Source organism: Ferribacterium limneticum, assembly GCF_020510585.1.
Classification (GTDB): Bacteria; Pseudomonadota; Gammaproteobacteria; order Burkholderiales; family Rhodocyclaceae; genus Azonexus.
Genome location: NZ_CP075190.1, coordinates 625,362 through 649,513 on the forward strand (window position 1 = coordinate 625,362; position 24,152 = coordinate 649,513).

The window sequence follows — 24,152 nt, forward strand, 5'->3', positions numbered from 1 at the left end:
CTATTCTACATGGCGGGCAGAAGCGTCGCTCGCCTGCAGAGGCGAAATTATCCCTTGGTAATATTGCCAAAATGTGGAAATTACTCACGGCAGAAGGCGATTTATCAGTTTACACTGTAAAAAAACAATTATCGGAGGAGGGGAGCGGTGCTTAACAAGGTAGCCAGTCTGGGCGGGTTCTTTGCCCAGAAATCAGATCATCCGCTGGCCAATGCGCGCGAATTGCGCCGAGTCCTCAGCGAATTACCCAAGGACAATGCCTTCAAGGCGCTTGACGAAATTTCCGGCTGGCTCGAATCGCTGGAAGGCGTGAGCAATTTTCCGGGTGGCACTTTGTACGAGGTACTCGAGCAGTTCGAGGAGGCGGCTCAACCACATTTGAAGCGCCTTTCCCGCGAGTATTTCGGGAGCGTTCGTCTGTCGAAGTCAGAAGAAAACCGTCTGTGGTCGATCAACTATGCTTTCTGGACCCGGCTGGGCGCTGCCTACGAGCGCTGTCTGCTGGCAGTCGGGGAGAAAAGCCGGCCCGGAGAATTACCCAAGTCAGTGTTGCCAACCCTGTGCGTTCGCCTGATGGTTGCCCTTGGCCGGGCCCTCAAGTGGGAGCAGTTTCATTACGGTCCGTCGCGGGATACCTGTTGGCAGAGCCTGGGGCGCGCCCTGCTGGCGGCCGAGGAGGCGGGGGTAGCGAGCAAGGCGGTGGCTTTGCCGGGCAAGAGCGGCATGACTTCCCCGCTGCAGGAATACCAGAAAGTCATGATTTTCCAGGCGGCGTCGCTCGATAGCCTGTTGCCGGTCGGCATCGAGTTGGCAGAACAGGTCATTGCCCATTTTCTGCCCGGCTTTGTATTTACCGTTGAGGCCCGGATTGACAGCGTCTACTGGGTCGATCTCAAGCTGGCCCAGCCGCCGCTACGTCTGGCGCGCCGGCCGGCCAAGGCCGAGCCAACTCAGCGCTTCCTCAAACCCGGAGCGGCCCACGAGGCGATGCAGACGGTGCTCGAGACGCTGGAGCGGGGTGGTGACATGCCGCCCGAAATCAGTCTCGGCGGACAGTATCCGGTCAAGCTGCTGGTCACGGTGTTCCGCCATTTGACCAACTATCTGTCGCCAATGCCGCCGCAGCGCCTGCATGACCGCCATCGCGTCACGCACCGCATGTCGGTGCTCAATGGACTGGTCAACGCCTTCGTCGTTTTCTCCGAAGAGTTTGGCGGTCAGGCAGCGGGTTTGCCGACGGATACCTGGGTTGCCGAAAATGTCAGCCGCGGGGGCTTCGGCGCCTTGCTCAACAGCGCTCCGGGCGAATGGCTCAAGGTCGGTGCCCTCGTTGCCATGCAGCCCGAAGGCGGTGACAACTGGCTGCTCGGGGTCATTCGTCGTTACCACCGGCTTTCTGAAAAGGATGCCCGCGTCGGCATTCAGGCTTTGGCCACCAAAGCGCTGGCGCTAGAAGTGCAGGTTCGGGCGGTATCCAGATATGCCGCTGCAGCGGGAACGCCGGCCCTGATGCTGCTCGACGGCAATGAAGCCGATGAGTTTCGGGTCATTCTGCCGCCGATGACCTTCGACCCGCGCGAAAGTCTGGAATATGTCCGGGATGGCCAGCGCTTCCTGCTGACGCCGATTGCGCTGAGTGAGCAGACGGCCGACTACGAACTGGCGCGTTATCGCCGGAGTTCGCTCGGCTGATCAGGACTTGGACGGGCGAATTGCTGATTTGGGCCGAAAGGCCTTGATCACTGCTTCATTCGTTTCGGCGTAGGGGCCACCGATCAGGTCGATGCAATATGGTACGGCGGCGAAGATGCCAACGTGGGCGACCGTCCCGTCGGCATGGCGAACGCCTTCCAGCGTTTCCTTGATCGATTTCGGTTGGCCGGGCAGGTTGATGATCAACGCCTGCTTGCGGATGACGGCCACCTGCCGCGAGAGGATGGCGGTCGGCACGAAATTGAGGCTGATCCGGCGCATTTCCTCGCCGAAACCGGGCATTTCCTTGTCGGCGACGGCCAGCGTGGCTTCCGGCGTGACGTCGCGCAAGGCCGGGCCGGTGCCGCCGGTGGTCAGGACCAGATGGCATTTCTCACGGTCAACCAGAGAAATCAGCGTATTTTCAATTGTCTCGCGGTCGTCGGCGATCAGACGCGTTTCGACGCGCCACGGCGTGGTCAGGGCTGACGACAGCCATTCCTGCAGGGCCGGGATGCCCTTGTCTTCATAAACGCCGGTCGACGCGCGGTCGCTGATTGAAACGAGGCCGACGACCAGTTCCTCATTCATCGCCGGCTTCCTCTTCGGCTGGCGGTGTGCCCTGTTTGTCCAGTTCCTGCAGGATCTGGAAAATGGCCCGGAAGTTCTTCGGCGGCTTGTTGTTTTCCTGTTCCTTCAACGCATTGCGGCGCAGTTGGCGCATGTGCTGGAGGTCGATGGAGGGCCAGACGGCGGCAATTTCAGCCAGATAGGCTTCGTCTTCGAGAAAGCGGTTGCGGAAGCGCTCAAGCCGATGCAGGCGGGCTGTTTCGGCCGACGATTCGCCGCGCAACATGGCCAGGCCGGCGCGGATCGGCTCGTCGTCGACGCCGCGCATGAGCTTGCCGAGATACGCCACCTGCCGGCGATGGGCGCCATGAGCGGTGATTTTCTGGCATTCGCGGACAGCTTCGAAAATGTTTTCCGGCAGCTTGATCGCCTTCAGTTGGCCGACCGAAAGCTCAACCAGTTCGGCGCCAAGATCGCGCAATTCATGCATCGCCTCCTTCTTTTTTGTCTTCGAGGGGCGGCCGGTGTCTTCGGTGAAATCTTCTTCTTGCATGGGTGCATCCGGTGCTGGCAATAACGGGCTGTTATGATAGCGACTTTCCCGCTCCGACGCCGCCTCCATGTCCGAAACTGCCGCATTTTCCTATTCCTTCGCTACCCTGCAACAGCTCTCCGAGGACGTTCTCAAGCACGCCAAGACCAAGGGTGCGACGGCCTGCGAGGTCGATGTGTCCGAAGGTTTCGGGCAGTCGGTGACGGTGCGCTGCAACGAGGTCGAGACCATCGAGTTCAATCGCGACAAGGGTATCGGCATCACAATTTACTCGGGCCAGCGCAAAGGCTACGCCAGCACCTCCGATTTTTCGGCCCAGGCATTGCGCGAAACGGTCGAGGCGGCGCTCGACATCGCCCGCTTCACGGCTGAGGATGACTGTGCCGGCCTGGCCGATGCGGCGCTGATGGCGAAGGATGTGCCCGATCTGGATCTGTATCACCCGTGGGCGTTGACCGTGGAAGATGCCATCGAGACGGCCCGCCGCTGCGAACAGGCGGCTTTCGAGGCCAGTCCGCTGGTCAGCAATTCCGAGGGGGCATCAATCTCGACGCAGCAGGCACATTTTGTCTCGGCCAACAGCCTTGGCTTCATGGGTGGCTACCCGACTTCGCGCCATTACATTTCGTGCTCGGTCATTTCCGGCGAGCAGGATGCGATGCAGCGCGACGACTGGTATACGACGCATCGCGATGCGAAACAGCTGGGTGACGCAGCACAGGTCGGTCGCATCGCGGCCGAGCGCGCCGTGGCGCGGCTGGGCGGGCGCAAGGTCAAGACCGGTGAGTTCCCGATCATCCTCGAAGCGCCGCTGGCTGGCGGCCTGCTCGGCAGTCTGGTGCATGCCGCTAGCGGCGGGGCGCTGTATCGCAAATCCTCTTTCCTGATCGATCAGCTCGGCAAGAAAATCATGCCGGACTTCGTGAACATCGCCGAACGCCCGCATATCAAGTGTGGACTGGGCAGCGCCTCCTTCGACAGCGACGGCGTGGCAACGCGCGACCGCGACCTGGTCAGCAACGGCATCCTGCAAGGCTATTTCCTGAGTACCTACACGGCGCGCAAGCTGGGCATGCAGACGACGGCCAATGCCGGCGGTAGCCACAATCTGGTCATCGAACCGGGCGAGCTTGGTCTGGAAGGCCTGATGGCCAAGATGGGCCGCGGCCTGCTCGTGACCGAACTGCTCGGCCACGGCATCAACTATGTAACCGGCGACTATTCGCGCGGCGCCGCCGGCTTCTGGATCGAGGACGGCAAGATTGCCTACCCGGTTGAGGAAATTACCATCGCCGGAAATCTCAAGAGCATGCTGGCCGGCATCGTCGCCGTCGGTAATGACGTTCAGGTACGCGGCTCGAAGCAGACCGGCTCGATCATGCTTGATCGGATGACCATCGCCGGCGAATGACCTGACGGGGGGGGCGAGCTTGTTAGTTGTCAGTTGGGTCAATGCTAATTGACTATTTTCTGTTTGCAATCAGGGGTTTCCCTGATCGGGTTTTCTCCAATCGCGGTTTTTTCTTCGTTTCCTAGAATGGGGTCTGTTGTAAAAAACCTCAAAAGTTCACTGTCCAGGAGACAAAATGCAACGTCGTGATTTTCTGAAAAAGGCTTCCATCGGCGCCGCCGCCGGAGCCGCCGCCACCATCGCCGCACCGGCGATCGCCGCCGATCTGCCGAGCATCAAGTGGCGCCTGACTTCCAGCTTCCCGAAAAGCCTCGACACCATTTACGGCGGTGCCGAGCAACTGGCCAATCGCCTGCGTGAATTGACCGGCGGCAAGTTCGACATCCGCGTTTTTCCCGGTGGCGAAATCGTTCCCGGTTTGCAGGCGCTGGATGCCGTGCAGCAGGGTACCGTCGAGTGCTGCCACACTGCTTCCTACTATTACGTCGGCAAGGATCGCACCTTTGCTTTTGGCACCACGATCCCGTTCGGCATGAACGCCCGCCAGACCAACGCCTGGATGTACCAGGGCGGCGGACAACAGTTGCTTGACGAGTTTTACGCCGGCTACAACTGCGTTTCATTCCCGGGCGGCAACAGTGGCACCCAGATGGGCGGCTGGTGGCGCAAGGAAGTGAAAACCGTGGCCGACCTCAAAGGCATCAAGATGCGGATCGGCGGCCTGGGCGGCGCCGTGCTGACGCCGCTCGGCGTCGTGCCGCAGCAAATTGCCGCCGGCGATATCTACCCGGCGCTGGAGAAGGGCACAATCGATGCCGCCGAGTGGATCGGTCCTTACGACGACGAGAAGCTGGGCTTCTACAAGGTGGCCAAGAATTACTACGGTCCGGGCTGGTGGGAGCCGAGCACCTGTCTCGAATTTTTCGTCAACAAAAAGGAATGGGACAAGCTGCCCAAGGAATACCAGGCTGCATTCGCCTGCGCCGCCGCCGAAGCCAACGTGACAATGACCGCCGAGTACGATCACAAGAATCCGATTGCCCTGGCCAAATTGCTGCAAAACGGCGTCAAGCTGCATGCCTTCTCCAAGGAAATCATGGAAGCCGCCTACAAGTCGGCCCAGCAGCTCTACGCCGACGAGTCGGCCAAGAATCCGGCCTTCAAGAAGATCTACGATTCCTACACCAAGTATGCCAAGAGCCAGCGCGCCTGGTTTGCGGTGGCGGAAATGCCGATGGACCAGTTCAATCAGGCGCATCGCTAAGCGGTACCGATTGTTGTACGGAGAAAAAGGCTGGGCAGCGTGAGCTGTTCCAGCCTTTTTTATTGCTACTTTCGGGCGTAGACGGTCGTCGCCAATGTCATGCTGCGAGGGTTTTCCCTATGGCAAAAAGCCGGAAATTGGTAAAGAATCGATACGGCTTGTTGGCAAGACGCTCACTAACGCGAATAAGGAGACAATATGCAACGTCGTGATTTTCTGAAGAAAGCTTCTGTCGGTGCTGTTGCCGGCGCTGCAACCACCCTGGCCGCACCAGCCATCGCTCAAGCACTGCCCAATATCAAATGGCGCCTGACCTCGAGCTTCCCGAAGAGCCTGGATACCATTTACGGTGGCGCCGAAGTGCTGGCCAATCGCCTGCGCGCGATGACTGGCGGCAAGTTTGACATCCGCGTTTTCCCCGGCGGCGAAATCGTCCCTGGCCTGCAGGCGCTCGATGCCGTGCAGCAAGGCACTGTCGAATGCTGCCATACCTGTTCGTATTACTACGTTGGCAAGGACAAGACCTTCGGCTTCGGCACCTCTATTCCGTTCGGCATGACGGCGCGCCAGATGAACGCCTGGATCTACTACGGCGGCGGCCAGAAGCTGCTCGACGACTTCTACAGCAACTACAACGTCATCTCTTTCGCTGGCGGCAATACCGGCACCCAGATGGGCGGCTGGTGGCGCAAGGAAGTGAAGACCGTGGCCGACCTCAAGGGTATCAAGATGCGCATCGCCGGTCTCGGCGGCACCGTCTTCTCGGCCCTCGGCGTGGTGCCGCAGCAGATCGCCGGTGGTGACATCTACCCGGCGCTGGAAAAGGGCACGATCGACGCGGCCGAGTGGGTTGGTCCGTACGACGACGAAAAGCTCGGCTTCTACAAGGTTGCCAAGAACTACTACTACCCGGGTTGGTGGGAACCGGGCCCGGTCATCCACTTCTTTGTTAATAAGGCCGAATGGGCCAAGCTGCCGAAGGAATATCAGGAAGCCTTCCAGGCTGCCGCCTACGAGGCCAATGTGACGATGATGGCCGAATACGACCACAAGAACCCGGCGGCGCTGGCCAAGCTCATGCAGAGCGGTGTCAAGGTCAAGGAATTCTCGCCCGAAATTCTCAAGGCCACCTACAAGGCAGCAACCGACCTGTATGTCGACGAAGCCGGCAAGAACCCGGCCTTCAAGAAGATCTACGTCGAGTACGACAAATACCGGCGAACCCAGTCGGCTTGGTTCAGTCTGGCCGAACGGCGAATGGATGGGTTCCTGCAGACCGGGAAGTAAGGCGCGCCGCGGTCAACCCGAAAAAACCGCGAAATTCGCGGTTTTTTTATGGGTGTTCAGGGCTTCTTGCCGAACTCGATCAATTCCATGCGCCAGTTGTTTCGGGGTGCATCGTTTTCTATTTTTACGCTGGCCTTCGCGCTCGGGGCATACCAGTAGGTTCGGGTAAAGGGGAAGCTTCTGCTGTTGCCCATGTTGTGGACAGTGAAGTAGCCCTCCATGACCAGCTTGTAGGCGTCGAAACTGCCTGCTGGAACGGTGATTTTTTCCTGGCCGACGACCTTGACTTCGTACTGGCTGCGCCCGTCAGAACCGGTCGCCTTGTTCAAGGTCTTGCCTTCGTGGCGCCACTTGTCGCCCACGGCCAAGGGAAATTTGAATGCACGGGAAGCGGGCTCGAAGCGGCTTTCCGGTGTTTCCAGTGGGTTCCATTCGGTGGTGTAGATTGCCGGGCTGCCATTTTCCGTCGCCTCGATCCGGTCGTTGCCGGTGGCTGTAATGATGCGTTCGGTTTGCCCGGTGACCAGTTGGGTAAGCCCGTCTTTCGTTTCATATTTCCAGCGATCGCCAACTTCGATAGCTGGACGTTCCACGTTCTGGGCGTGAGCCAGACAGCTAGCCAGCAGCGCCAAAGCCAGCATGCTGGGCCGGATTTTTGTGGGCAATAAATGGGTCATTTTCTCCTCCTCGTCCGACGTCGTTTAGCGATGCTGTTCGCATTGTGTAGGCAATAAAAAACCCGCGAAGTTCGCGGGCTTTTTGATTTTGGCCGGTTTTTCCGGTTGACCGTGGAAGTCTGTTATTCCAGCAGGCTGCGCAGCATCCAGGCATTCTTTTCATGAATCTGCATGCGCTGGGTGAGCAGGTCGGCGGTCGGCTCGTCGCCGGCCTTGTCGACGATGGCGAAAATGCCGCGCGCTGTCTTGGTGACGGCTTCCTGGCCGGCGACCAGTTGCTTGATCATGTCCTCGGCCGAGACCTTGCCTTCGCTTTCCTTGATCACCGTGAGCTTGGCGAATTCGCTGTAGGTGCCGGGGGCGGCGACGCCCAGGGCGCGGATGCGTTCGGCGATGAGGTCAAGGGCGTTCCACAGTTCGGTGTACTGGTCCATGAACATCACGTGCAGCGTGTTGAACATTGGGCCGGTGACGTTCCAGTGGAAGTTGTGGGTCTTCAGGTAGAGGGTGAACGAGTCGGCCAGCAGATGGGACAGGCCGTCGGCGATTTTTTCGCGATCCTTCTTGGTGATTCCGATATCCATGATTTTCTCCCTTGTCGATCAGGTGGGCTTTTGACCAGAAAAACTGGTCAAGCAACGATTGAATGATGCGCCCCTCGCTGGCGCACAGCCAATTCATTCTGGCTATTCTCACGATAGCCCTGCCCACTTTCCACGGTCAACCGGAAAAAAACCTATTTTTCAACAAAGGCGCGTTCGATGACGTAGTCGCCAAGCTTGCCGGTGTGATGGTTGCCGACCACGAAGCCGCGAGCGTCGAGCATGGCCGAGGTATCTTCGAGCATGGCCGGGCTGCCGCAGATCATGGCGCGGTCGGTGGCCGGGTCGAGCGGTGGCTGACCGATATCGGTAAAGAATTTGCCGGACTCGATCAGGTCGGTCAGTCGTCCCTCGTTGCGGAAAGGTTCGCGCGTTACTGTCGGGTAGTAAATGAGCTTTTCCTTGACCCAGTCGGCGAAGTACTCATGCTCCTTCAAATCCTGCTCGATGTAGTCGTGGTAAGCCAGTTCATTGGTCCACCGGACGCCGTGGATGAGGATGACCTTGTCGAAACGCTCGTAGGTTTCCGGGTCGTGAATCAGGCTCATGAACGGTGCCAGCCCGGTGCCGGTGGCGAACATGAACAGGCGCTTGCCCGGCTTCAGGTCGCGCAACACCAGCGTGCCGGTCGGCTTCTTACTGACCAGCAACGGGTCGCCCGGCTTGAGGTGCTGCAGGCGGGAAGTCAGCGGGCCGTCCTGGACCTTGATGCTGAAGAACTCGAGATATTCCTCGTGGTTGGCGCTGGCGATGCTGTAGGCGCGGGTCAGCGGGCGGCCATCGACTTCCAGGCCGATCATCACGAATTGGCCGTTGGTGAAACGCAAGCCGGGGGCGCGCGTCGTGCGGAAGGTGAACAGACTGTCGTTCCAGTGATGGACGGAAGTGACGGTTTCGGTGGCCAGGTTGCTCATGCTGATGCTCCTTCTTGTACTGAATGGGACCGATCTTAGGCGGGATCGTTTATTGATAAAAGCGGGTAATTTGCATATCAGTAATCTAAAATACAGATATGAAAATTACCCTGCGCCAGATCGAAGTCTTTGCTGCCATTGCCCGCTTGGAAAACGTCTCGCGGGCAGCAGCGCAGCTCAACATGTCGCAATCGGCGGCCAGCACCGCCCTGCTCGAACTCGAGCGTCACTTCGATTGCCCGCTGTTCGACCGCGTCGGCAAATCGCTGCGCCTCAACGGCAGCGGGCGTGGCTTGCTGCCGCAGGCCGAGGACATGCTGGCCCGGGCCAGCGAGGTCGAGGGCTACCTGGCCGGCGGTCGTCTGGCGCCGGTCGCCGTCGGGGCGACGCTGACCATCGGCAACTATCTGGCCACACTGGTCGTCGTTGAATACCTGCAAAAGAACCCCGGCAGCCGGGTCGATCTCAGTGTCTGCAACACGCAGCAGGTGATCGAACGCCTGCGCCGCTTCGAGCTCGATCTCGGCCTGATCGAGGGCGAAGCCAGTGATTCCGATCTGATTTTCGAACCCTGGCTCGATGATGAACTGGTCGTCTTCTGCGCCCCCTCACATCCTCTGGCGGCGGCTGGTTTGGCACGGTCGACCGTGCTGGCGGCGCAAAAATGGATCGTCCGCGAACCGGGTTCGGGAACGCGCGCCCTGTTCGACCGGGCCGTGCGGGCCATCGGCGTCGATCCCGATGTCTGTCTGCAGCTTGAGCATACCGAGGCGATTAAACGCGCGGTCGAATCGGGCTTGGGCGTCGGCTGCCTGTCGCGGTTATCCCTGCGCGAAGCCTTGCGGCGTGGCAGTCTGGTCGAGATCAAGACGCCGGAACTGGCGCTACGGCGCCGCTTCCAGTTCGTCCGCCAGCGTCAGCGCCATGTCAGCACGGCGACCCGGATGTTCATTGAGGAATGTCGTCGCTTGTCGGGCGAAGCAAGCGATACGAACGAACTGACCCTGCCCTTCATCCCCTGAGCCAGACGAAAAAAAGGCGGGATCCGCAGACCCCGCCCTGATACGAGCTGGCTTAGTTACTTGCTGTCGCTCTGCAGGCCCTTAAGCAGGGCTGCCGCATCAGCGTCTTCGTTGCCTTCCTTCTTCTCGTCGGGTTCCTCGTCGCTCTGTTTCATGAGCGAGTCGAGATCGACGGCGGCTGGCGCCTTGCCCTCCTTTTCCAGGCGCTGTTGCTCCTTCTGCGCCTCGTCGCCGTAGCTAACGATGTTCGGGAAGATGATGATCAGCGCGACCATGATGATCTGGATGCAGACGAAGGGAATGGCACCCCAGTAAATGTCGGTTGTCTTGATCGAGCTTGGGGCCACCGAGCGCAGGTAGAACAGCGCGAAGCCGAAAGGCGGATGCATGAACGAAGTCTGCATATTGACCGCGAGCAGCACGCCGAACCAGACCAGATCGATGCCCAGCTTGTCGGCTACAGGGGCGAGCAGCGGCACGATGATGAAAGACAGTTCGAAGAAGTCGAGGAAGAAAGCGAGCAGGAAGACCAGCAGGTTGACCACGATCAGGAAGCCGACCTGGCCGCCCGGCAGGCCGAGCAGCAAGTGCTCAACCCACAGGTCGCCATTGACTGCCCGGAAGATCAGGCCGAAAACCGTCGAGCCGACCAGGATGAAAACAACGAACGACGACAGCTTGCCGGTCGTTTCCATGGCCTGCTTGAGCAGTTTGAAGCTCAGGCGCTTGCGGCCGATGGCCAGCGCCAGCGCACCGGCTGCGCCCATGGCGCCGCCTTCAGTCGGCGTCGCGATGCCGAGGAAGATGGTGCCGAGAACGAGGAAAATCAGCAACAGCGGCGGCACCATCGTTGTGACGACCCGCAACATCAGCTTGAAACCGCGCAGGGTGCGGGCTTCCGGCGGCAGGGCCGGGGCGGCGTTGGGCTTGATGAAGGTGATCAGCACGACATAGCCGACATACAGGCTAGTCAGGATAAGTCCGGGGATCATCGCGCCTTCGTACATGTCGCCAACCGATTTGCCCAACTGGTCGGCCATGATGATCAGCACCAGCGATGGTGGGATGATCTGGGCCAGCGTGCCGGAGGCGGCGATGACGCCGCAGGCCAGCTTCTTGTCGTAGCCGTAGCGGAGCATGATGGGCAGGGAAATGAGGCCCATCGAGATGACCGAGGCAGCAACGACGCCGGTCGTCGCGGCGAGCAGCGCACCGACGAAGATGACGGCAAAGGCCAGGCCGCCACGAATCGGGCCGAACAACTGGCCGATGGTGTCGAGCAGGTCTTCGGCCATGCCTGATCGTTCGAGGATCAGGCCCATGAAGGTGAAGAATGGAATGGCCAGCAAGGTGTCGTTGGCCATGATGCCGAAGATGCGCTCCGGCAGCGCCTGGAAGAGTGCCGGGTGGAGCAGGCCGAGTTCAATGCCGATCAGGCCGAAGAGGATACCGTTGGCAGCCAGCGCGAAGGCGACCGGATAGCCGAAGAGGAGGAATACAACGAGGGCGCCAAACATCAGCGGCGCCATGTTGGCAATCATGAACTCCGCCATTATTTGGCCTCCAGTGCTTTGGCTGCAGCAATGGCGGCGGCCAGTTCTTCTTCAGGCGTTGGGCCCTTTTCCTTGTTGTTCGGGTCGTCAATTCGTCCGGCCAAAAAGGCGATGCGCTTGATCAGTTCGGAAATGCCCTGCAGGGCGAGCAGCGTAAAGCCGATGGGCAGCAGGATCTTGACGGGCCAGCGAATCAGGCCGCCGGCGTTGGCCGACATTTCCTGAATCTTGTATGACTCGGCAACCAGCGGCAGGGAGAGCCAGAGCACGGCGACCACCATGGGCAGCAAAAAGAAGATGGTGCCGATGATGTCGATAACGGCCAGACCGCGCGGCGACAGCTTGCCGGACAGGACGTCGATGCGGACGTGCTCGTTCTTTTGCAACGTGTAAGGCGAGCAGAGCAGGAAGACAGCGGCAAACAGGTACCACTGGATTTCCAGCAGGCCATTGGAGCTGTCGTTGAAAACAAAGCGGTAGCTGGCATTGCCGGCGCTAATCAAAGCCATGATCAGCACCAGCCAGAACGCGCCTTTGCCGACGCGCTCATTGAGCCAGTCGATCAGCTGCGAGAGCTTGAGCAGAAGGGTCACGAAAAGTTCTCCTCGGTTGATAGAATTCCCGACTTCTGACGTGGCCGGGGTTAATTGAAAATCTGAGTGGGCCAAATTTACAGCGAAGGCGAGAGGCAGAGAATGGTGGAAATCCCTACAACCCGGACAACGCAAATCTGTCTGGTGCGCCATGGCGAGACCGAATGGAACGCTGAACGGCGCATCCAGGGGCAGATCGATATCGGCCTCAACGAAACCGGTGTGCGCCAGGCGATGGCGGCCGGGCGCTGGCTCAAGTCGGCCGGCATTGTCGCGCTCTACAGCAGCGATCTCAAGCGGGCATGGACCACGGCGCAATCGATTGGCGCCGAACTCGGGCTGGTGCCGACGCCGGTGCCCGAGATGCGCGAGCGGCGCTACGGTGTGTTTGAAGGGCTAACCTACGACGAGGCGAAAGCCAATCACCCGGAAGGCTATGCCGCCTTTGAAGGGCGCAACGCCGACTACGATTTCGAGAAGGGCGAAAGCCTGCATGTCATGTTCGCGCGCGTGACCGGCAAGCTCAAGGAGCTGGCGGCGCGGCACCCGGGGGAGACCATCGCCATCGTCCTGCACGGCGGGGTGCTCGACATCATCAACCGTTTTGTCCGCGGCAATTCGCTCGAAACGCCGCGTGACTTCCTGATTCCCAACGCCGGCATCAACTGGATTGCTGCGGTGGACGGCCAGTGGAGCCTGCAAACCTGGGGTGAAACCGACCATCTGGAGCCGGGCGCCCTTGACGAGCTTCCGGCGTGATAAAATTCGACCCCTTTTCAATGGCTTGAGGCATTTGACATGTTTTCCGCGAAAGACACCCTGGCAAAAGTTGATCCTGAACTCTGGAAGGCCATTCAGGCCGAAGTGCAGCGTCAGGAAGACCACATCGAACTGATCGCGTCCGAAAACTACGTGAGCAAGGCCGTCATGGAAGCCCAGGGCTCCCAGCTCACCAACAAGTACGCCGAAGGTTACCCGGGCAAGCGTTACTACGGTGGCTGCGAATACGTCGACGTCGTCGAGCAGATCGCCATCGACCGCCTGAAGAAGCTGTTCGGCGCCGATGCCGCCAACGTCCAGCCGAATTCCGGTTCGCAGGCCAACCAGGCCGTGCTCATGGCCTTTGCCAAGCCGGGCGACACGATCATGGGCATGAGCCTGGCCGAAGGCGGTCACCTGACCCACGGCATGGCGCTCAACATGTCCGGCAAGTGGTTCAACGTCGTTTCCTACGGTCTCGATGCCAACGAAGCCATCGATTACGACAAGATGGAAGCGCTGGCCCGCGAGCACAAGCCGAAGATCATCGTCGCCGGCGCCTCGGCCTACGCCCTGCGCATCGACTGGGAACGCTTCGCCAAGATCGCCAAGGAAGTCGGCGCCATTTTCTGGGTCGACATGGCTCACTACGCCGGCCTGATCGCCGCCGGTTTCTACCCGAATCCGGTGCCCTTCGCCGATGTCGTGACCTCGACCACGCACAAGACCCTGCGCGGCCCGCGCGGTGGCGTCATCCTCATGAAGGCCGAGCACGAAAAGGCCCTCAATTCCGCCATCTTCCCCGGCCTGCAAGGCGGTCCGCTCGAGCACGTCATCGCAGCCAAGGCTGTTGCTTTCAAGGAAGCCGCGACGCCCGAGTTCAAGAACTACCAGGAACAGGTCATCAACAACGCCCGCGTCATGGCCCGTGTACTCGGCGAGGAGCGCGGTCTGCGCATCGTTTCCGGTCGCACCGAAAGCCACGTCTTCCTGCTCGACCTGCGGGCCAAGAACATCACCGGCAAGGAAGCCGAAGCAGCCCTCGGCCGTGCTCACATCACGGTCAACAAGAACGGCATCCCGAACGACCCGCAGAAGCCGTTCGTTACTTCCGGCATCCGCATCGGTTCGCCAGCCATGACGACGCGTGGTTTCACCGAAATCGAAGCTGAAACCATCGCCCATCTGGTGGCTGACGTGCTCGAGGCGCCGAACGACGAAGCTGTTGCCGCTACCGTGCGTGCCAAGGTCGCTGCCTTGTGCGCCAAGTTCCCGGTCTACGGTGCGTGAAAATTCCAGCGTTTGCCCGCACGGCGTTGCCTTGTTCGGGCGGCGCGCTGAAATTTTCGGGAGTTTGAAGTGAAATGCCCCTTCTGCGGCAACGACGACACGGCGGTTGTTGATACCCGCCTCTCCGATGAGGCGGACGTCGTGCGTCGCCGCAGAAAGTGCAATGCCTGTGACAAGCGTTTCACCACCTACGAGCGGGCGGAAATCCAGCTGCCGCAGGTGGTCAAGAAAAATGGCCTGCGCACCGAGTTCAGCCGGGCCAAGCTGCGCGCCAGTCTGGAACTGGCGCTGCGCAAGCGGCCGGTGTCGATTGAATCGGTTGATGCGGCGGTGGCCGATATCGAGGAAAGATTGCGTTCGGCAGGTGAGCGCGAGGTGACGACGCAGCAGTTGGGCGAACTGGTCATGCGCGAGCTCAAGAAGCTCGACAAAGTGGCCTACATCCGCTTCGCCTCGGTCTATCGCAACTTTGAAGACGTGGATGCCTTCTCCAAGGCGATCCGCGAAGTTTCGCCAACCTCCAAGAAAAAATGAGCTTTTCAGCCGTCGACCACGGCATGATGGCGCGCGCCCTGCAGCTGGCTGAGCGCGGCCTGTGGACGACATCGCCCAATCCGCGGGTTGGTTGCGTCGTGGTCCGCGACGGTGAAATCGTTGGCGAAGGCTGGCACGAGAAGGCCGGCGAGCCGCATGCCGAAGTCCATGCTCTGCGCGCTGCTGGTAAGAAGGCTAGGGGTGCCACGGCCTACGTAACGTTGGAACCATGCAGCCATCACGGCCGGACGCCGCCTTGCGCCGAGGCACTGATTGCCGCCGGCGTTTCGCGTGTCGTGGCGGCGATGACCGATCCGAATCCGCTGGTTTCTGGCAAGGGCCTTGCCCTGTTGCGGGCGGCGGGGATCGAGACGGCGAGTGGTTTGCTGGAAAGCGAAGCGCGGGAACTCAACATCGGTTTTGTCTCGCGCATGACGCGTGGCCGGCCGTGGTTGCGCCTCAAGGCTGCGGCCAGTCTGGATGGAAAGACTGCTCTCAACAACGGCATCAGCCAGTGGATCACCGGCTCCGCTGCGCGCCGCGATGGTCACGCCTGGCGGGCCCGTGCCTGCGCCATCCTGACCGGTATCGGCACTGTGCGCGACGACGATCCAAGTCTGACCGTGCGTGACGTGGCTACCACGCGCCAGCCTTTGCGCGTGGTAGTCGATAGCAAGTTTGAAATAGCGCTGACGGCGCGTATTCTGCAAGGCGAGCCGGTGCTGATCGTCGGCGCCGTAGAGAATGCCGAAAAAATGGCATTGCTACGGTCAACCGGAAATTTCGTCGAAATTTTAAATAACGGCGCCGGCAAGGTTGACCTCAAAGCCTTGCTCGAATTGCTGGCGCAGCGCGGCATCAACGAAGTACACGCCGAAGCCGGCTTCAAGCTCAATGGTTCGCTGCTGCGCGAAGGTCTGGTCGATGAGCTGTTGCTCTATCTGGCGCCCTGCCTGATTGGCCACGAAGCGAGCGGCCTGTTCAACCTGCCCGAGCTGACTAGGCTAGACGGCAAGCAGCGCTTGAGGATTCGGGACCTGCGCCAGCTTGGCGAAGATATTCGCCTGATCGCACGTTTCCCTTAGGTCCGCACACGGCGCAATCGTCGTCCTTTTTAAAACGGACGGTACGCCATTCCATCGTTAGCGCATCAAGCAGCAGCAGGCGTCCGGTCAGCGTTTCGCCAATACCGGCCGCCAGCTTGAGCGCCTCGGCCGCCTGCATGGTGCCGATGATGCCGGTCAGCGGCGCGAAAACACCCATCACGGCACAGCGCACTTCCTCGATATCCTCACCTTCGGGAAACAGGCAGTGATAGCACGGCGAATCGTCGTGGCGCAGGTCGTAGACGCTGATCTGGCCATCGAAACGGACGGCGGCACCGGAAACCAGTGGCTTTTGGTGATGGACGCAGGCGCGATTGATGGCGTGCCGGGTGGCGAAATTGTCGGTGCAGTCGAGCACGAGATCAGCGCTGGCAACCAGCGCATCGAGCGCTTCACCCGATAGGCGCTGCTGCAGCGGGATGATCTCAATGTCAGGATTGATGGCGCTCAGCGCCTGGCTGCCGGATTCGGCCTTGGCCATGCCGACGCGCGCCTGCGTATGCAGAATTTGCCGCTGCAGGTTGGTGAAATCGACTGTGTCGTCATCAACCAGCGTGATCCTGCCGATCCCGGCCGAGGCCAGGTAGAGGGCGGCCGGCGAACCAAGACCGCCGGCGCCGATGATCAATGCGTGGGTGCCCAGAATGCGCGTCTGGCCTTCGATGCCCAACGCGTCGAGCAGGATGTGTCGGCTGTAACGGAGTAGCTGCTCGTCGGTCATTTAGGATAGAGTTTTTAGGATCGAGTGGTTTTGCTAAAAGCTGGATCCTCGATCCTGAGCACTACTTGTATTCCCGCCACTCCGGCGGCGTGTCGTCATGGTCGCCGTGCGGGTGATGTTCCCAGGCGTTGACGTAGGCTTCCTGGGCCGAGCGTTTCAGGCGTTTTTCCGGGGCGCCGATGTTGTGCAGCTGGGTCTCTTCGACGTAGTAGATCAGCGCCCGGGTCAGTTTCGTGTATAGCGTGTTGTCGAGATGAAAGCCTTTGTCGACCAGATGATCGTCAAGCTCCCGCAAGGTGTGTTGTTGCAGATCGTAGCTGACACCCAGCGAGCGCTTTTCGAATCGGGCCTGAACCTCAAGTTCGTCGAGATGCTGCAGATCATCCGCCGCTTCGGGCACCTGGCCCGGCGGAAACTTGGAGAACAGGATTTCCCGGTTTTTCTTGAGGTCTGTGTCGGCCATCATCCCTCCCGATCAATGAACTATTGCGCCTTATTCTGCATGATCTGAAGACCCTTGAGAAGATTCAGTGCCTGCTGGAACTGGTAGTCGCCCTTGGTGGCGTACTCCAGACGTTGCGGCATTTCGTCCTCGGCGTCTTCCTTCTTGTCCTTGCCGTTTTTGGCCGGCTTCGCTTGTCCCTTGGCTTCCGATTTCGCTGCTTCCTTGGCCGCTTCCTTTTCGCGGTCGTTGCTCAGGTGACGGTCGAGATCGGCTTCGCGTATGCGCATGCCCGGGCTGGCGCCGTTTGCACTTTCCTCAACGACGATATCCGGCGTGATGCCCTTGGCCTGAATCGAGCGGCCTTCCGGCGTGTAGTAGCGGGCCGTGGTCAACTTGATGGCGGTGTTGCCCGGTAGCGGCAGAACGGATTGCACCGAGCCTTTGCCGAAACTCTGGGTGCCGACGATTATGGCGCGCTTGTGATCCTGCAGGGCGCCGGCGACGATTTCCGAGGCCGAAGCCGAGCCACCGTTGACCAGCACGACCATCGGAACTTTCTTGGCTTCGACAGGCATGGTCTTGAGTGGATCTTCCTTGCTGCCGCGCAGGTAATCCTGCGCCCGAGCCCTGAATTCCTGCTTGGCATCGGCGGTGCGGCCATCGGTTGACACGACCTTGACATCGGGCGGCAGGAAAGCCGCTGAAACGCCGATGGCGCCGTTGAGCAGGCCGCCCGGGTCGTTGCGCAGGTCGAGCACCAGACCGTTCAGCTTGTTGCCATCCTTGTAGAGGGCGGAAACATGCTTGGCCAGTTCGGCGACGGTGTTTTCCTGGAACTGGGTGACGCGCACCCAGCCGTAGCCCGGTTCGACCAGCTTGGACTTGACGCTCTGCACCTTGATCACTTCGCGGATCAGGGTCAGCTCGATCGGCTTGGTTTCACCCTTGCGGATGATCGATAGCTTGATCGGCGTCTTCGGCTTGCCGCGCATTTTCTTGACGGCATCCGACAGGGTCAGACCCTTGACCGGGGTTTCATCAAGTTTGAAGATCAGGTCGCCGGCCTTGACGCCTGCGCGATAGGCCGGGGTGTCTTCGATCGGCGAAACGACCTTGACCAAGCCGTCTTCCATGCCGACTTCGATGCCCAGACCGCCGAATTCGCCCTGCGTGCCGACCTGCAGATCCTTGAAGGCATCTGCGTCGAGGTAGGTCGAGTGCGGGTCGAGGTTGGACAGCATGCCGGAAATGGCATTGGTGATCATCTTCTTGTCTTCGACCGGCTCGACGTAGCCCTGCTTGATGGCGCTGTACACCTCGGCAAAGGTGCGCAACTCATCGATAGGCAGGCCGGGTTTGACTTCCTTGTCGGCCATGGCCGGGAAGTTCAGGCTGATCAGTGCGCCGGCGACGAAGGCGCCAACAGTCAAGCTAATAGTTTTAGTTTTGCTCATTTCAAGCTGGCCCATTTCATCGGGTCGATCGGTTGCCCTTGGTGGCGGAGTTCAAAGTATAAACCGGATTCGGGATTGCCCCCGCTGTTACCCACAGTGGCTACCGTTTCTCCTCCCTTCACGGCCTGGCCGACCTGTTTGAGCAAGGCATCGTTGTTGCCGTAGATCGACAGGTAGGCGTCGCCGTGGTCAACGATGAGCAGATTGCCGAAGCCGCGCATCCATTCCGAGAAGACGACGCGGCCGCCGGCAATGGCCTTGACCTCGCTGCCGGCGCCGGCCTTGATGAACAGGCCACGCCAGGTGCCGCCGCCATCGCGGGCCGAACCGAAACGGCCGGAGACGGCGCCGCGTACCGGCAGGCGCAGGCTGCCCCGCTGGCGGGCGAAATTGCCGTTGCTCGGGGCGGGATCGTAATGGTTTTCGGCTTCGATTGTTCTTGGGCGGGTGGGCTCCATGGCGGGAGTCGGGCGGGCGATTTCCCGCTCTTCTGTATGCGCCGGGCGCTTGTCCTTTTCCCGTTCCTTCTCCCTCTCTTTTTCCTTTTGTCTTGCCGCCGCCTGCCGTGCTTCGGCCAGACGTGCGGCTTCGGCGGCCTTGGCCGCCCGTGCCGCCTGGGCGGCGAGGATTTTTGACAGCCGATCGATCAGCTGGGTCATCCGTTTTTCGTTTTGCTGCAGGGTGCCGATTTCCTTGCGCTGGGCGCTGACTTTGCTGGCCAGCTGGGCGTACAGCGCCTGGCGCTCCTCGCGCTGCTTCTGCAAATCGGCATGGCGCTTTTTCTGCTCGGCTTCGACCTCGGCCAGTTCGGCGCTGCGTTCCTTGGCATCGGCCGCCAACGATTTCTTTTTGTCGAGCGTGGCGTTGATTTCGCCCATCAGTTCGGCGCGAGTCAGCGCGATGGCTGACAGATAGTGCAGGTCGCGCGCCATCTGGTTGGGATCGTCGCCGTTGAGCAGCAATTGCAGCGAGTCCGGCGTGCCACGCAGGTATTGCTTGTAGATCAGTTTTTCCAGTTGGGCTTGTTGCTGGCCAAGCGTGACGCCAAGTTCCTGCGATTGTTGCTCGAGGTTTTTGAGCTTTTTTTCCAGTTGACCGCGGGAATCGTTCAACTCATGAAGTTCGCGTTGTAGCCGCGAAATCTGGCGGTCGGATTCGCGCAGGCGGTCGCCGGCATCGGCTTTGCTCTCTTCGCTGCTTGATAATTCCTTGCGCAGCCCTTCAATGCGGCTGCGCAATTCGCCCAGATCGGCCTGTTTTTCGGCGATATCGGGCGAGGCGACGACCTGGGTGGATTTTTTTTCGGCCGCAGTTCGCTTGGCAACGGCCGGCGCGGCGCTCAGGAAAACCGCGGCAATCAGTGCCACCGTCAGCCTTTTGCCGGTGGGCCGAGGGCTGCGCTGGCCGGGCCGGGTGTGTCCAAAGGTCATCGCGGAGTGATTTCGATTAAGCGAAACGTAAAACGCTATTTTATAATGCGCCATTCACCGAAACGAGGTTTTATCTTGGAAACGCCAACCTTCAGTTTGATCGACAAGCAGGAGCACATCGAGCTGGCCGCCCGTGCGCTGAAATCCATCGCCCACCCGCTGCGCCTGAAAATCCTTTGCGTGCTTGGCGAGCAGGAGGCGTGTGTGCAGGATATCGTTGAGGCGGTGGGCACCTCGCAGAGCAATATTTCCCAGCATCTGGCCATTCTGCGCGAAAAAGGTGTGCTGGTTACCCGCAAGGACGCCAATCGCGTCTTCTACCGGGTTGGCGATCAGCGCACACTGCAACTGGTCAGCATGATGCGTGAAGTTTTTTGTGGGACGGAGGCTTAAGTGATACCGATGGAATTTATCAACCAGAATATTCTGCTGGTTTCGCTGGTCGCGGTCAGTGGCCTTTCCCTGCTCTGGCCGATGGTGATGCGCCCCTCGGGCAACAGCGTCGGGCCGGCTGAGGCAACTCAGCTGATCAACCGTGAAGATGCGCACATCCTCGATGTCCGTGAAGCTGCAGAGTACGCTGCCGGGCATTTGCCGGAAGCGAAGAATATTCCGACCAGTGTGCTGGCCGGGCGTATTGGCGAACTGGACAAGTTCAAGGACAAGCCGATTATCGTCTGCTGCGCCTCGGGCATGCGCTCGAACAAGGCTTGTGGCGAACTCAAGAAGCAGGGCTTCGAGAAACTTTACAACCTGACTGGTGGCGTTGATGCCTGGGTGGGGGCCGGCTATCCGATCAAAAAGGGCGCCAAGAGCAAATGAGCGCCCATGTCCTGATGTATACGACGGCAGTCTGCCCTTATTGCACGCGCGCCAAGCAATTGCTCAAGGCGCGCGGCGTGGAGCAGATCGAGGAAGTTCGCGTCGACCTCGATCCGGACCGCCGCGATGAAATGATGCAGAAAACTCAGCGGCGTACAGTGCCGCAAATCTTCATCGGCGAAACCCACGTGGGTGGCTGTGACGATCTCTATGCCCTCGATGCCTCCGGCCAGTTGAAGCCGTTGCTCGAAGGCTAAACCGAACCGATTTAACTTCTGAAAGAAAACCATGGAACAAAACGCTCAGCCCGTCTTCGGTATTGAAAAACTCTACGTCAAGGATCTGTCGGTTGAAGTGCCGAATGCGCCGGAAATCTTCCTTGAGCGTGAAGCCCCGCAAGTCGAGATCCAGCTCAATACCGGTGGCCGGACCGTTGGCGACAGCGTCTACGAAGTCGTGCTGACCGTGACGGTTACCGCCAAGATGGGCGACAAGACTGTTTTCCTGGTTGAGGTCGGCCAGGCCGGTATCTTCCGCATCCAGAACGTGCCGGAAGACCAGATCGAGCCGCTGATCGCCGTCGCTTGCCCGAACATTCTCTTCCCCTATGCCCGCGAAGCAGTTTCCGACTCGGTCAGCCGCGCCGGCTTCCAGCCCATCGTGCTGCAACCAGTCAACTTTGAAGGCATGTACATGCAGCGCCTGCAGCAGCAGGAGCAGTCCGGCGCGCCGACCGAAGTGTCGATCCAGTAAGGTGATTGCCATGTGGCGTCGTGCGCTTGTCGCCCTGTCGCTGATCAGCGCTGCCGGAGCAGCGCTGGCTATCGACTACCGCTCGGTCAGTGTGCCGGCGGCCATCCTGTTCGATGCGCCGTCGCTGCAGGGCAAGAAGCTCTACCTGATCAAGGCGCAGACGCCGGTCGAGGTTGTCGTCAAGCTCGAAGGTTGGTTCAAGGTGCGCGATGCCGAAGGGACGCTGGCCTGGCTGGAGTCGCGCAATCTGGTGGATAAACGGACGCTCGTCGTGACCGCACCAAAAGCCGAAATTCGCCAGTCGGACAAGCCGGAATCGGCTGTCCTGGCCGAGCTGGACAAATGGGTGGCTGTTGAATTCATCGAACCCGCTTCACCGGGCTGGGCCAAGGTGCGTCATCGCGATGGGGCGACCGGCTACATTCGTTCGACGCAGGTCTGGGGCCTATGAAAGTCACGCTGCTTGGCGCTGGTGCTTGGGGCACGGCGCTGTCGATTGCCTTTGCTGGCAAGCATGAGCTGACGCTGTGGTCGCGCGAAGAGGATGTCGCGGCTGACCTGAAGGCGACACGCGAAAACCATCGCTTTTTCCCCGGCTACAAGTTGCCGGACTCGGTCGCCGTGTCGACGGATTTCGAGGCAGCTGTCGCAGCGGCCGAGTTGCTCATCGTGGCAACGCCGATTGCCGGTCTGCGGCCGACCGTCGAACGGCTCAAGGCGATCGGCTGCAAGTTGCCGGTGTTGTGGGTGTGCAAGGGTTTCGAGGCGGGTAGCGGCAAGCTGCCGCACCAGGTGGTAACCGAAGTGCTCGGCCAGCAGGCCTTGTGCGGCGCACTCTCCGGCCCCAGCTTTGCCGAGGAAGTGGCGGCCGGGCAGCCGACCGCCGTAGCGCTGGCCGGCAATGACCCGGCCTTCGCCCGCGAAGCGGCGCGCCAACTCCATACGGCGCGCCTGCGCATCTACGCCAACGATGATCTGGTTGGTGTTGAGGTCGGTGGTGCCGTCAAGAATGTGTTGGCCATCGCGACAGGCGTTTGCGATGGTCTTGGGCTGGGCCTGAATTCCCGGGCGGCGCTCATGACGCGCGGCCTGGCCGAAATTGCCCGGCTCGGTCTGGCCCTCGGTGCCGATCGGCAGACCTTCATGGGCCTGGCCGGCATGGGTGACCTGATCCTGACCTGTACCGGCGATCTGTCGCGCAACCGTCGCGTAGGTCTGGCGCTGGCCCAGAACAAATCCCTGCCGCAGATTCTCGAAGAACTCGGCCATGTCGCCGAAGGCGTATATACCGCCCGCGAAGTGGATCGTTTGTCGAGCCAGCTCGGCGTCGATATGCCGATCAGCGCTGCCGTGGCGGCCGTGCTGGATGGCCGGTTGAGTGCTGCGCAAGCCGTCGAGCAGTTGATGGCGCGCGACCCGAAAGAAGAGTTGGCTTAACTTGAGCCGCTGAAGCCGGCCTGGCGCCAGGCTTCGAAAACGGTGACGGCGGCAGCGTTGGACAGGTTGAGGCTGCGCTGCCCGGCCTGCATCGGCAGGCGCAGTCGCTGTTGCGGTGGAAATTCGGCAAGCACTTCCGGCGGCAGTCCGCTGGTTTCGCGACCAAAGACAAACACATCGTTTTCCTGCAAGCCCGTATCGAACGGACTGCCGGTGCCCTTGGTCGTCATGGCAAACATGCGCCGGCCGGTGAGTGCCGCCTTGCAGGCAGTCCAGTCGGCGTGACGCACGACGCGGGCGTATTCGTGATAGTCCAGCCCGGCCCTCCGCAAACCCTTGTCGGTAATGTCAAAGCCGAGCGGTTCGACCAGATGCAGCTCGGCTCCGGTGTTGGCGCACAGGCGAATGATGTTGCCCGTGTTGGGCGGAATTTCGGGCTGGTAGAGAACGACGGCAAACACGCGACAGCTTTCAAACGGTGAAGGGGGCGAATTAGAGCATGGATTCAGTGCCGTAGCGCACGGGCGATGACGGCAACGGTGACCTCGGCGGCGCCATGCAGTTTGAGGACGCGGGCACACTCGTTGGCGGTGGCGCCGGTGGTCATCACATCGTCGATGAGCAGCAGGCGCTGGCCGGTGAAGTCGCGCCGGCATTCGAAGGCGCCACGGACGTTTTTGTGACGTTCCTTGTGTGGCATCGTGGCTTGGGGCGGCGTTACCCGCGTGCGCAGCACATTCCCACGGTCAACCGGAATTTTTGCCCAAAATTGAAATGCCCTGGCGATCTCGGCGGACTGGTTGAAGCCTCTTTCCTGCAGGCGTTCGGGGTGCAGGGGCAGGGGGACGATGCAGTCGAATACGTTGGCGCCGGCCAGTTCGGCCAGCTTTTGTCCGGCCCAGCCGGCCACCGCCAGTTGGTGCCCATACTTGAGTGCATGAACGATGCGGTCGGCCGGAAAATCGTAGCAAAAGAGGGCGATGGTCCGTGCGAAATGCGGTGTCTCGCGCAGGCAGGCGCCGCAACGTTCGCCGTGCGTCGTAGGGACGGCGCAGATCGGGCACAGAGCCTCGGGCAACACGGGAAGATCGTTGGTGCATGGCGGGCAGAGCAGGCTCCCCTGGCTGTCGGCGCCACAGAGCAGGCAGCTGCCCGGCAGGGTTGCGTCGAGGATTTTCCGACCAAGCCGTTTGAGCCCATCGGGCTGGGGTAAAATTGACAGCCAGCCGGAGTGTCCGTGATAATCCATAATTACCGATGCGC

28 protein-coding genes are annotated in these 24,152 nt (G+C 60.5%); 15 read left to right on the forward strand and 13 right to left on the reverse strand.

The window, feature by feature from the left end; translation table 11 throughout:
• The first annotated feature begins 147 nt into the window (after positions 1-147).
• Positions 148-1,692 (forward strand): hypothetical protein, encoded by a 1,545-nt coding sequence (locus KI613_RS02980; protein WP_226403738.1) that lies wholly within the window; start codon positions 148-150, stop codon positions 1,690-1,692.
• Here the strand turns inward: KI613_RS02980 and mog are convergent, their stop codons facing one another.
• Both mog and yjgA read right to left on the reverse strand, forming a co-directional pair.
• The gene (gene mog, locus KI613_RS02985; RefSeq protein ID WP_226403739.1) at positions 1,693-2,283 is read right to left on the reverse strand and encodes a molybdopterin adenylyltransferase; all 591 of its coding nucleotides are present in this window, start codon (positions 2,281-2,283) and stop codon (positions 1,693-1,695) included.
• On the reverse strand, positions 2,276-2,815 hold the full coding sequence (gene yjgA / locus KI613_RS02990; RefSeq protein WP_226403740.1) for a ribosome biogenesis factor YjgA: 540 nt from the start codon (positions 2,813-2,815) through the stop codon (positions 2,276-2,278). Before yjgA ends, mog begins: the two co-directional genes overlap by 8 nt.
• A gap of 67 nt (positions 2,816-2,882) precedes the next feature.
• Between yjgA and pmbA the strand changes: the two genes are divergently transcribed.
• The 3 genes from pmbA (at position 2,883) to KI613_RS03005 (ending at position 6,777) form a co-directional block, all read left to right on the forward strand.
• On the forward strand, positions 2,883-4,226 hold the full coding sequence (pmbA, locus tag KI613_RS02995) for a metalloprotease PmbA (protein WP_226403741.1): 1,344 nt from the start codon (positions 2,883-2,885) through the stop codon (positions 4,224-4,226).
• A 175-nt stretch (positions 4,227-4,401) separates the two neighbouring features.
• A complete protein-coding gene (locus tag KI613_RS03000) occupies positions 4,402-5,490 on the forward strand; it encodes a TRAP transporter substrate-binding protein (RefSeq protein WP_226403742.1) in 1,089 nt (362 codons plus the stop codon).
• Positions 5,491-5,688: 198 nt separating this feature from the next.
• Positions 5,689-6,777, forward strand: coding sequence for a TRAP transporter substrate-binding protein (locus KI613_RS03005; RefSeq protein WP_226403743.1), 1,089 nt, complete (start codon positions 5,689-5,691; stop codon positions 6,775-6,777).
• Positions 6,778-6,833: 56 nt separating this feature from the next.
• Here KI613_RS03005 and KI613_RS03010 read toward each other — a convergent pair whose 3' ends face one another.
• The 3 genes from KI613_RS03010 to KI613_RS03020 form a co-directional block, all read right to left on the reverse strand.
• Positions 6,834-7,454: a DUF3108 domain-containing protein gene (locus tag KI613_RS03010; protein WP_226403744.1), complete on the reverse strand. Its 621-nt coding sequence runs from the start codon at positions 7,452-7,454 to the stop codon at positions 6,834-6,836.
• Positions 7,455-7,576: 122 nt separating this feature from the next.
• On the reverse strand, positions 7,577-8,038 hold the full coding sequence (locus KI613_RS03015; RefSeq protein ID WP_226403745.1) for a Dps family protein: 462 nt from the start codon (positions 8,036-8,038) through the stop codon (positions 7,577-7,579).
• A 152-nt stretch (positions 8,039-8,190) separates the two neighbouring features.
• Complete coding sequence (locus KI613_RS03020) at positions 8,191-8,970, reverse strand: ferredoxin--NADP reductase (protein WP_226403746.1); 780 nt, start codon at positions 8,968-8,970, stop codon at positions 8,191-8,193.
• A 98-nt stretch (positions 8,971-9,068) separates the two neighbouring features.
• Between KI613_RS03020 and KI613_RS03025 the strand changes: the two genes are divergently transcribed.
• A complete protein-coding gene (locus KI613_RS03025; protein WP_226403747.1) occupies positions 9,069-9,992 on the forward strand; it encodes a LysR substrate-binding domain-containing protein in 924 nt (307 codons plus the stop codon).
• A gap of 56 nt (positions 9,993-10,048) precedes the next feature.
• On the opposite strand, the gene KI613_RS03030 is transcribed toward KI613_RS03025, so the two are convergent.
• Both KI613_RS03030 and KI613_RS03035 read right to left on the reverse strand, forming a co-directional pair.
• A complete protein-coding gene (locus tag KI613_RS03030; protein ID WP_226403748.1) occupies positions 10,049-11,545 on the reverse strand; it encodes a TRAP transporter large permease in 1,497 nt (498 codons plus the stop codon).
• Complete coding sequence (locus KI613_RS03035) at positions 11,545-12,138, reverse strand: TRAP transporter small permease subunit (RefSeq protein WP_226403749.1); 594 nt, start codon at positions 12,136-12,138, stop codon at positions 11,545-11,547. Before KI613_RS03035 ends, KI613_RS03030 begins: the two co-directional genes overlap by 1 nt.
• 102 nt (positions 12,139-12,240) lie before the next feature.
• Here KI613_RS03035 and KI613_RS03040 point away from each other — a divergent pair, with 102 nt between their 5' ends.
• From KI613_RS03040 to ribD, 4 genes are all read left to right on the forward strand, one after another.
• Positions 12,241-12,897, forward strand: coding sequence for a histidine phosphatase family protein (locus KI613_RS03040; RefSeq protein ID WP_226403750.1), 657 nt, complete (start codon positions 12,241-12,243; stop codon positions 12,895-12,897).
• A 39-nt stretch (positions 12,898-12,936) separates the two neighbouring features.
• Complete coding sequence (gene glyA / locus KI613_RS03045) at positions 12,937-14,187, forward strand: serine hydroxymethyltransferase (protein WP_226403751.1); 1,251 nt, start codon at positions 12,937-12,939, stop codon at positions 14,185-14,187.
• Positions 14,188-14,256: 69 nt separating this feature from the next.
• Positions 14,257-14,721, forward strand: a complete 465-nt coding sequence (gene nrdR / locus KI613_RS03050) for a transcriptional regulator NrdR (protein ID WP_226403752.1) — start codon at positions 14,257-14,259, stop codon at positions 14,719-14,721.
• Positions 14,718-15,806 carry a bifunctional diaminohydroxyphosphoribosylaminopyrimidine deaminase/5-amino-6-(5-phosphoribosylamino)uracil reductase RibD gene (gene ribD / locus KI613_RS03055; RefSeq protein ID WP_226403753.1) on the forward strand — a complete coding sequence of 363 codons (1,089 nt, stop codon included), beginning with the start codon at positions 14,718-14,720 and terminating at the stop codon, positions 15,804-15,806. Before nrdR ends, ribD begins: the two co-directional genes overlap by 4 nt.
• On the opposite strand, the gene KI613_RS03060 is transcribed toward ribD, so the two are convergent.
• From KI613_RS03060 to KI613_RS03075, 4 genes are all read right to left on the reverse strand, one after another.
• Positions 15,721-16,548: a HesA/MoeB/ThiF family protein gene (locus KI613_RS03060; protein WP_226403754.1), complete on the reverse strand. Its 828-nt coding sequence runs from the start codon at positions 16,546-16,548 to the stop codon at positions 15,721-15,723. The two genes, ribD and KI613_RS03060, sit on opposite strands and share 86 nt — an antisense overlap.
• 61 nt (positions 16,549-16,609) lie before the next feature.
• Positions 16,610-17,011: a hypothetical protein gene (locus KI613_RS03065; protein ID WP_226403755.1), complete on the reverse strand. Its 402-nt coding sequence runs from the start codon at positions 17,009-17,011 to the stop codon at positions 16,610-16,612.
• Positions 17,012-17,031: 20 nt separating this feature from the next.
• Positions 17,032-18,447 carry a S41 family peptidase gene (locus tag KI613_RS03070; protein ID WP_226403756.1) on the reverse strand — a complete coding sequence of 472 codons (1,416 nt, stop codon included), beginning with the start codon at positions 18,445-18,447 and terminating at the stop codon, positions 17,032-17,034.
• Positions 18,444-19,814, reverse strand: coding sequence for a murein hydrolase activator EnvC family protein (locus KI613_RS03075; RefSeq protein WP_226403757.1), 1,371 nt, complete (start codon positions 19,812-19,814; stop codon positions 18,444-18,446). The genes KI613_RS03070 and KI613_RS03075 overlap by 4 nt, the downstream gene beginning before the upstream one ends.
• 138 nt (positions 19,815-19,952) lie before the next feature.
• Between KI613_RS03075 and KI613_RS03080 the strand changes: the two genes are divergently transcribed.
• From KI613_RS03080 to KI613_RS03105, 6 genes are read left to right on the forward strand one after another with little or no spacing between them, the layout of a single operon-like run.
• Positions 19,953-20,270, forward strand: coding sequence for an ArsR/SmtB family transcription factor (locus tag KI613_RS03080; protein WP_226403758.1), 318 nt, complete (start codon positions 19,953-19,955; stop codon positions 20,268-20,270).
• A gap of 9 nt (positions 20,271-20,279) precedes the next feature.
• On the forward strand, positions 20,280-20,699 hold the full coding sequence (locus tag KI613_RS03085) for a rhodanese-like domain-containing protein (RefSeq protein WP_226403759.1): 420 nt from the start codon (positions 20,280-20,282) through the stop codon (positions 20,697-20,699).
• Entirely contained in the window at positions 20,696-20,956 is a 261-nt protein-coding gene (grxC, locus tag KI613_RS03090) for a glutaredoxin 3 (RefSeq protein WP_226403760.1), read from the forward strand. The genes KI613_RS03085 and grxC overlap by 4 nt, the downstream gene beginning before the upstream one ends.
• A gap of 31 nt (positions 20,957-20,987) precedes the next feature.
• Positions 20,988-21,452, forward strand: a complete 465-nt coding sequence (gene secB / locus KI613_RS03095; protein WP_226403761.1) for a protein-export chaperone SecB — start codon at positions 20,988-20,990, stop codon at positions 21,450-21,452.
• A 10-nt stretch (positions 21,453-21,462) separates the two neighbouring features.
• Positions 21,463-21,903, forward strand: a complete 441-nt coding sequence (locus KI613_RS03100) for an SH3 domain-containing protein (RefSeq protein ID WP_226403762.1) — start codon at positions 21,463-21,465, stop codon at positions 21,901-21,903.
• A complete protein-coding gene (locus tag KI613_RS03105; RefSeq protein WP_226403763.1) occupies positions 21,900-22,889 on the forward strand; it encodes an NAD(P)H-dependent glycerol-3-phosphate dehydrogenase in 990 nt (329 codons plus the stop codon). The genes KI613_RS03100 and KI613_RS03105 overlap by 4 nt, the downstream gene beginning before the upstream one ends.
• Here KI613_RS03105 and KI613_RS03110 read toward each other — a convergent pair.
• Complete coding sequence (locus tag KI613_RS03110) at positions 22,886-23,350, reverse strand: tRNA (cytidine(34)-2'-O)-methyltransferase (RefSeq protein WP_226403764.1); 465 nt, start codon at positions 23,348-23,350, stop codon at positions 22,886-22,888. The genes KI613_RS03105 and KI613_RS03110 overlap by 4 nt on opposite strands.
• Positions 23,351-23,394: 44 nt before the next feature.
• A complete protein-coding gene (locus tag KI613_RS03115) occupies positions 23,395-24,138 on the reverse strand; it encodes a ComF family protein (RefSeq protein WP_226403765.1) in 744 nt (247 codons plus the stop codon).
• Positions 24,139-24,152 lie beyond the last annotated feature (14 nt).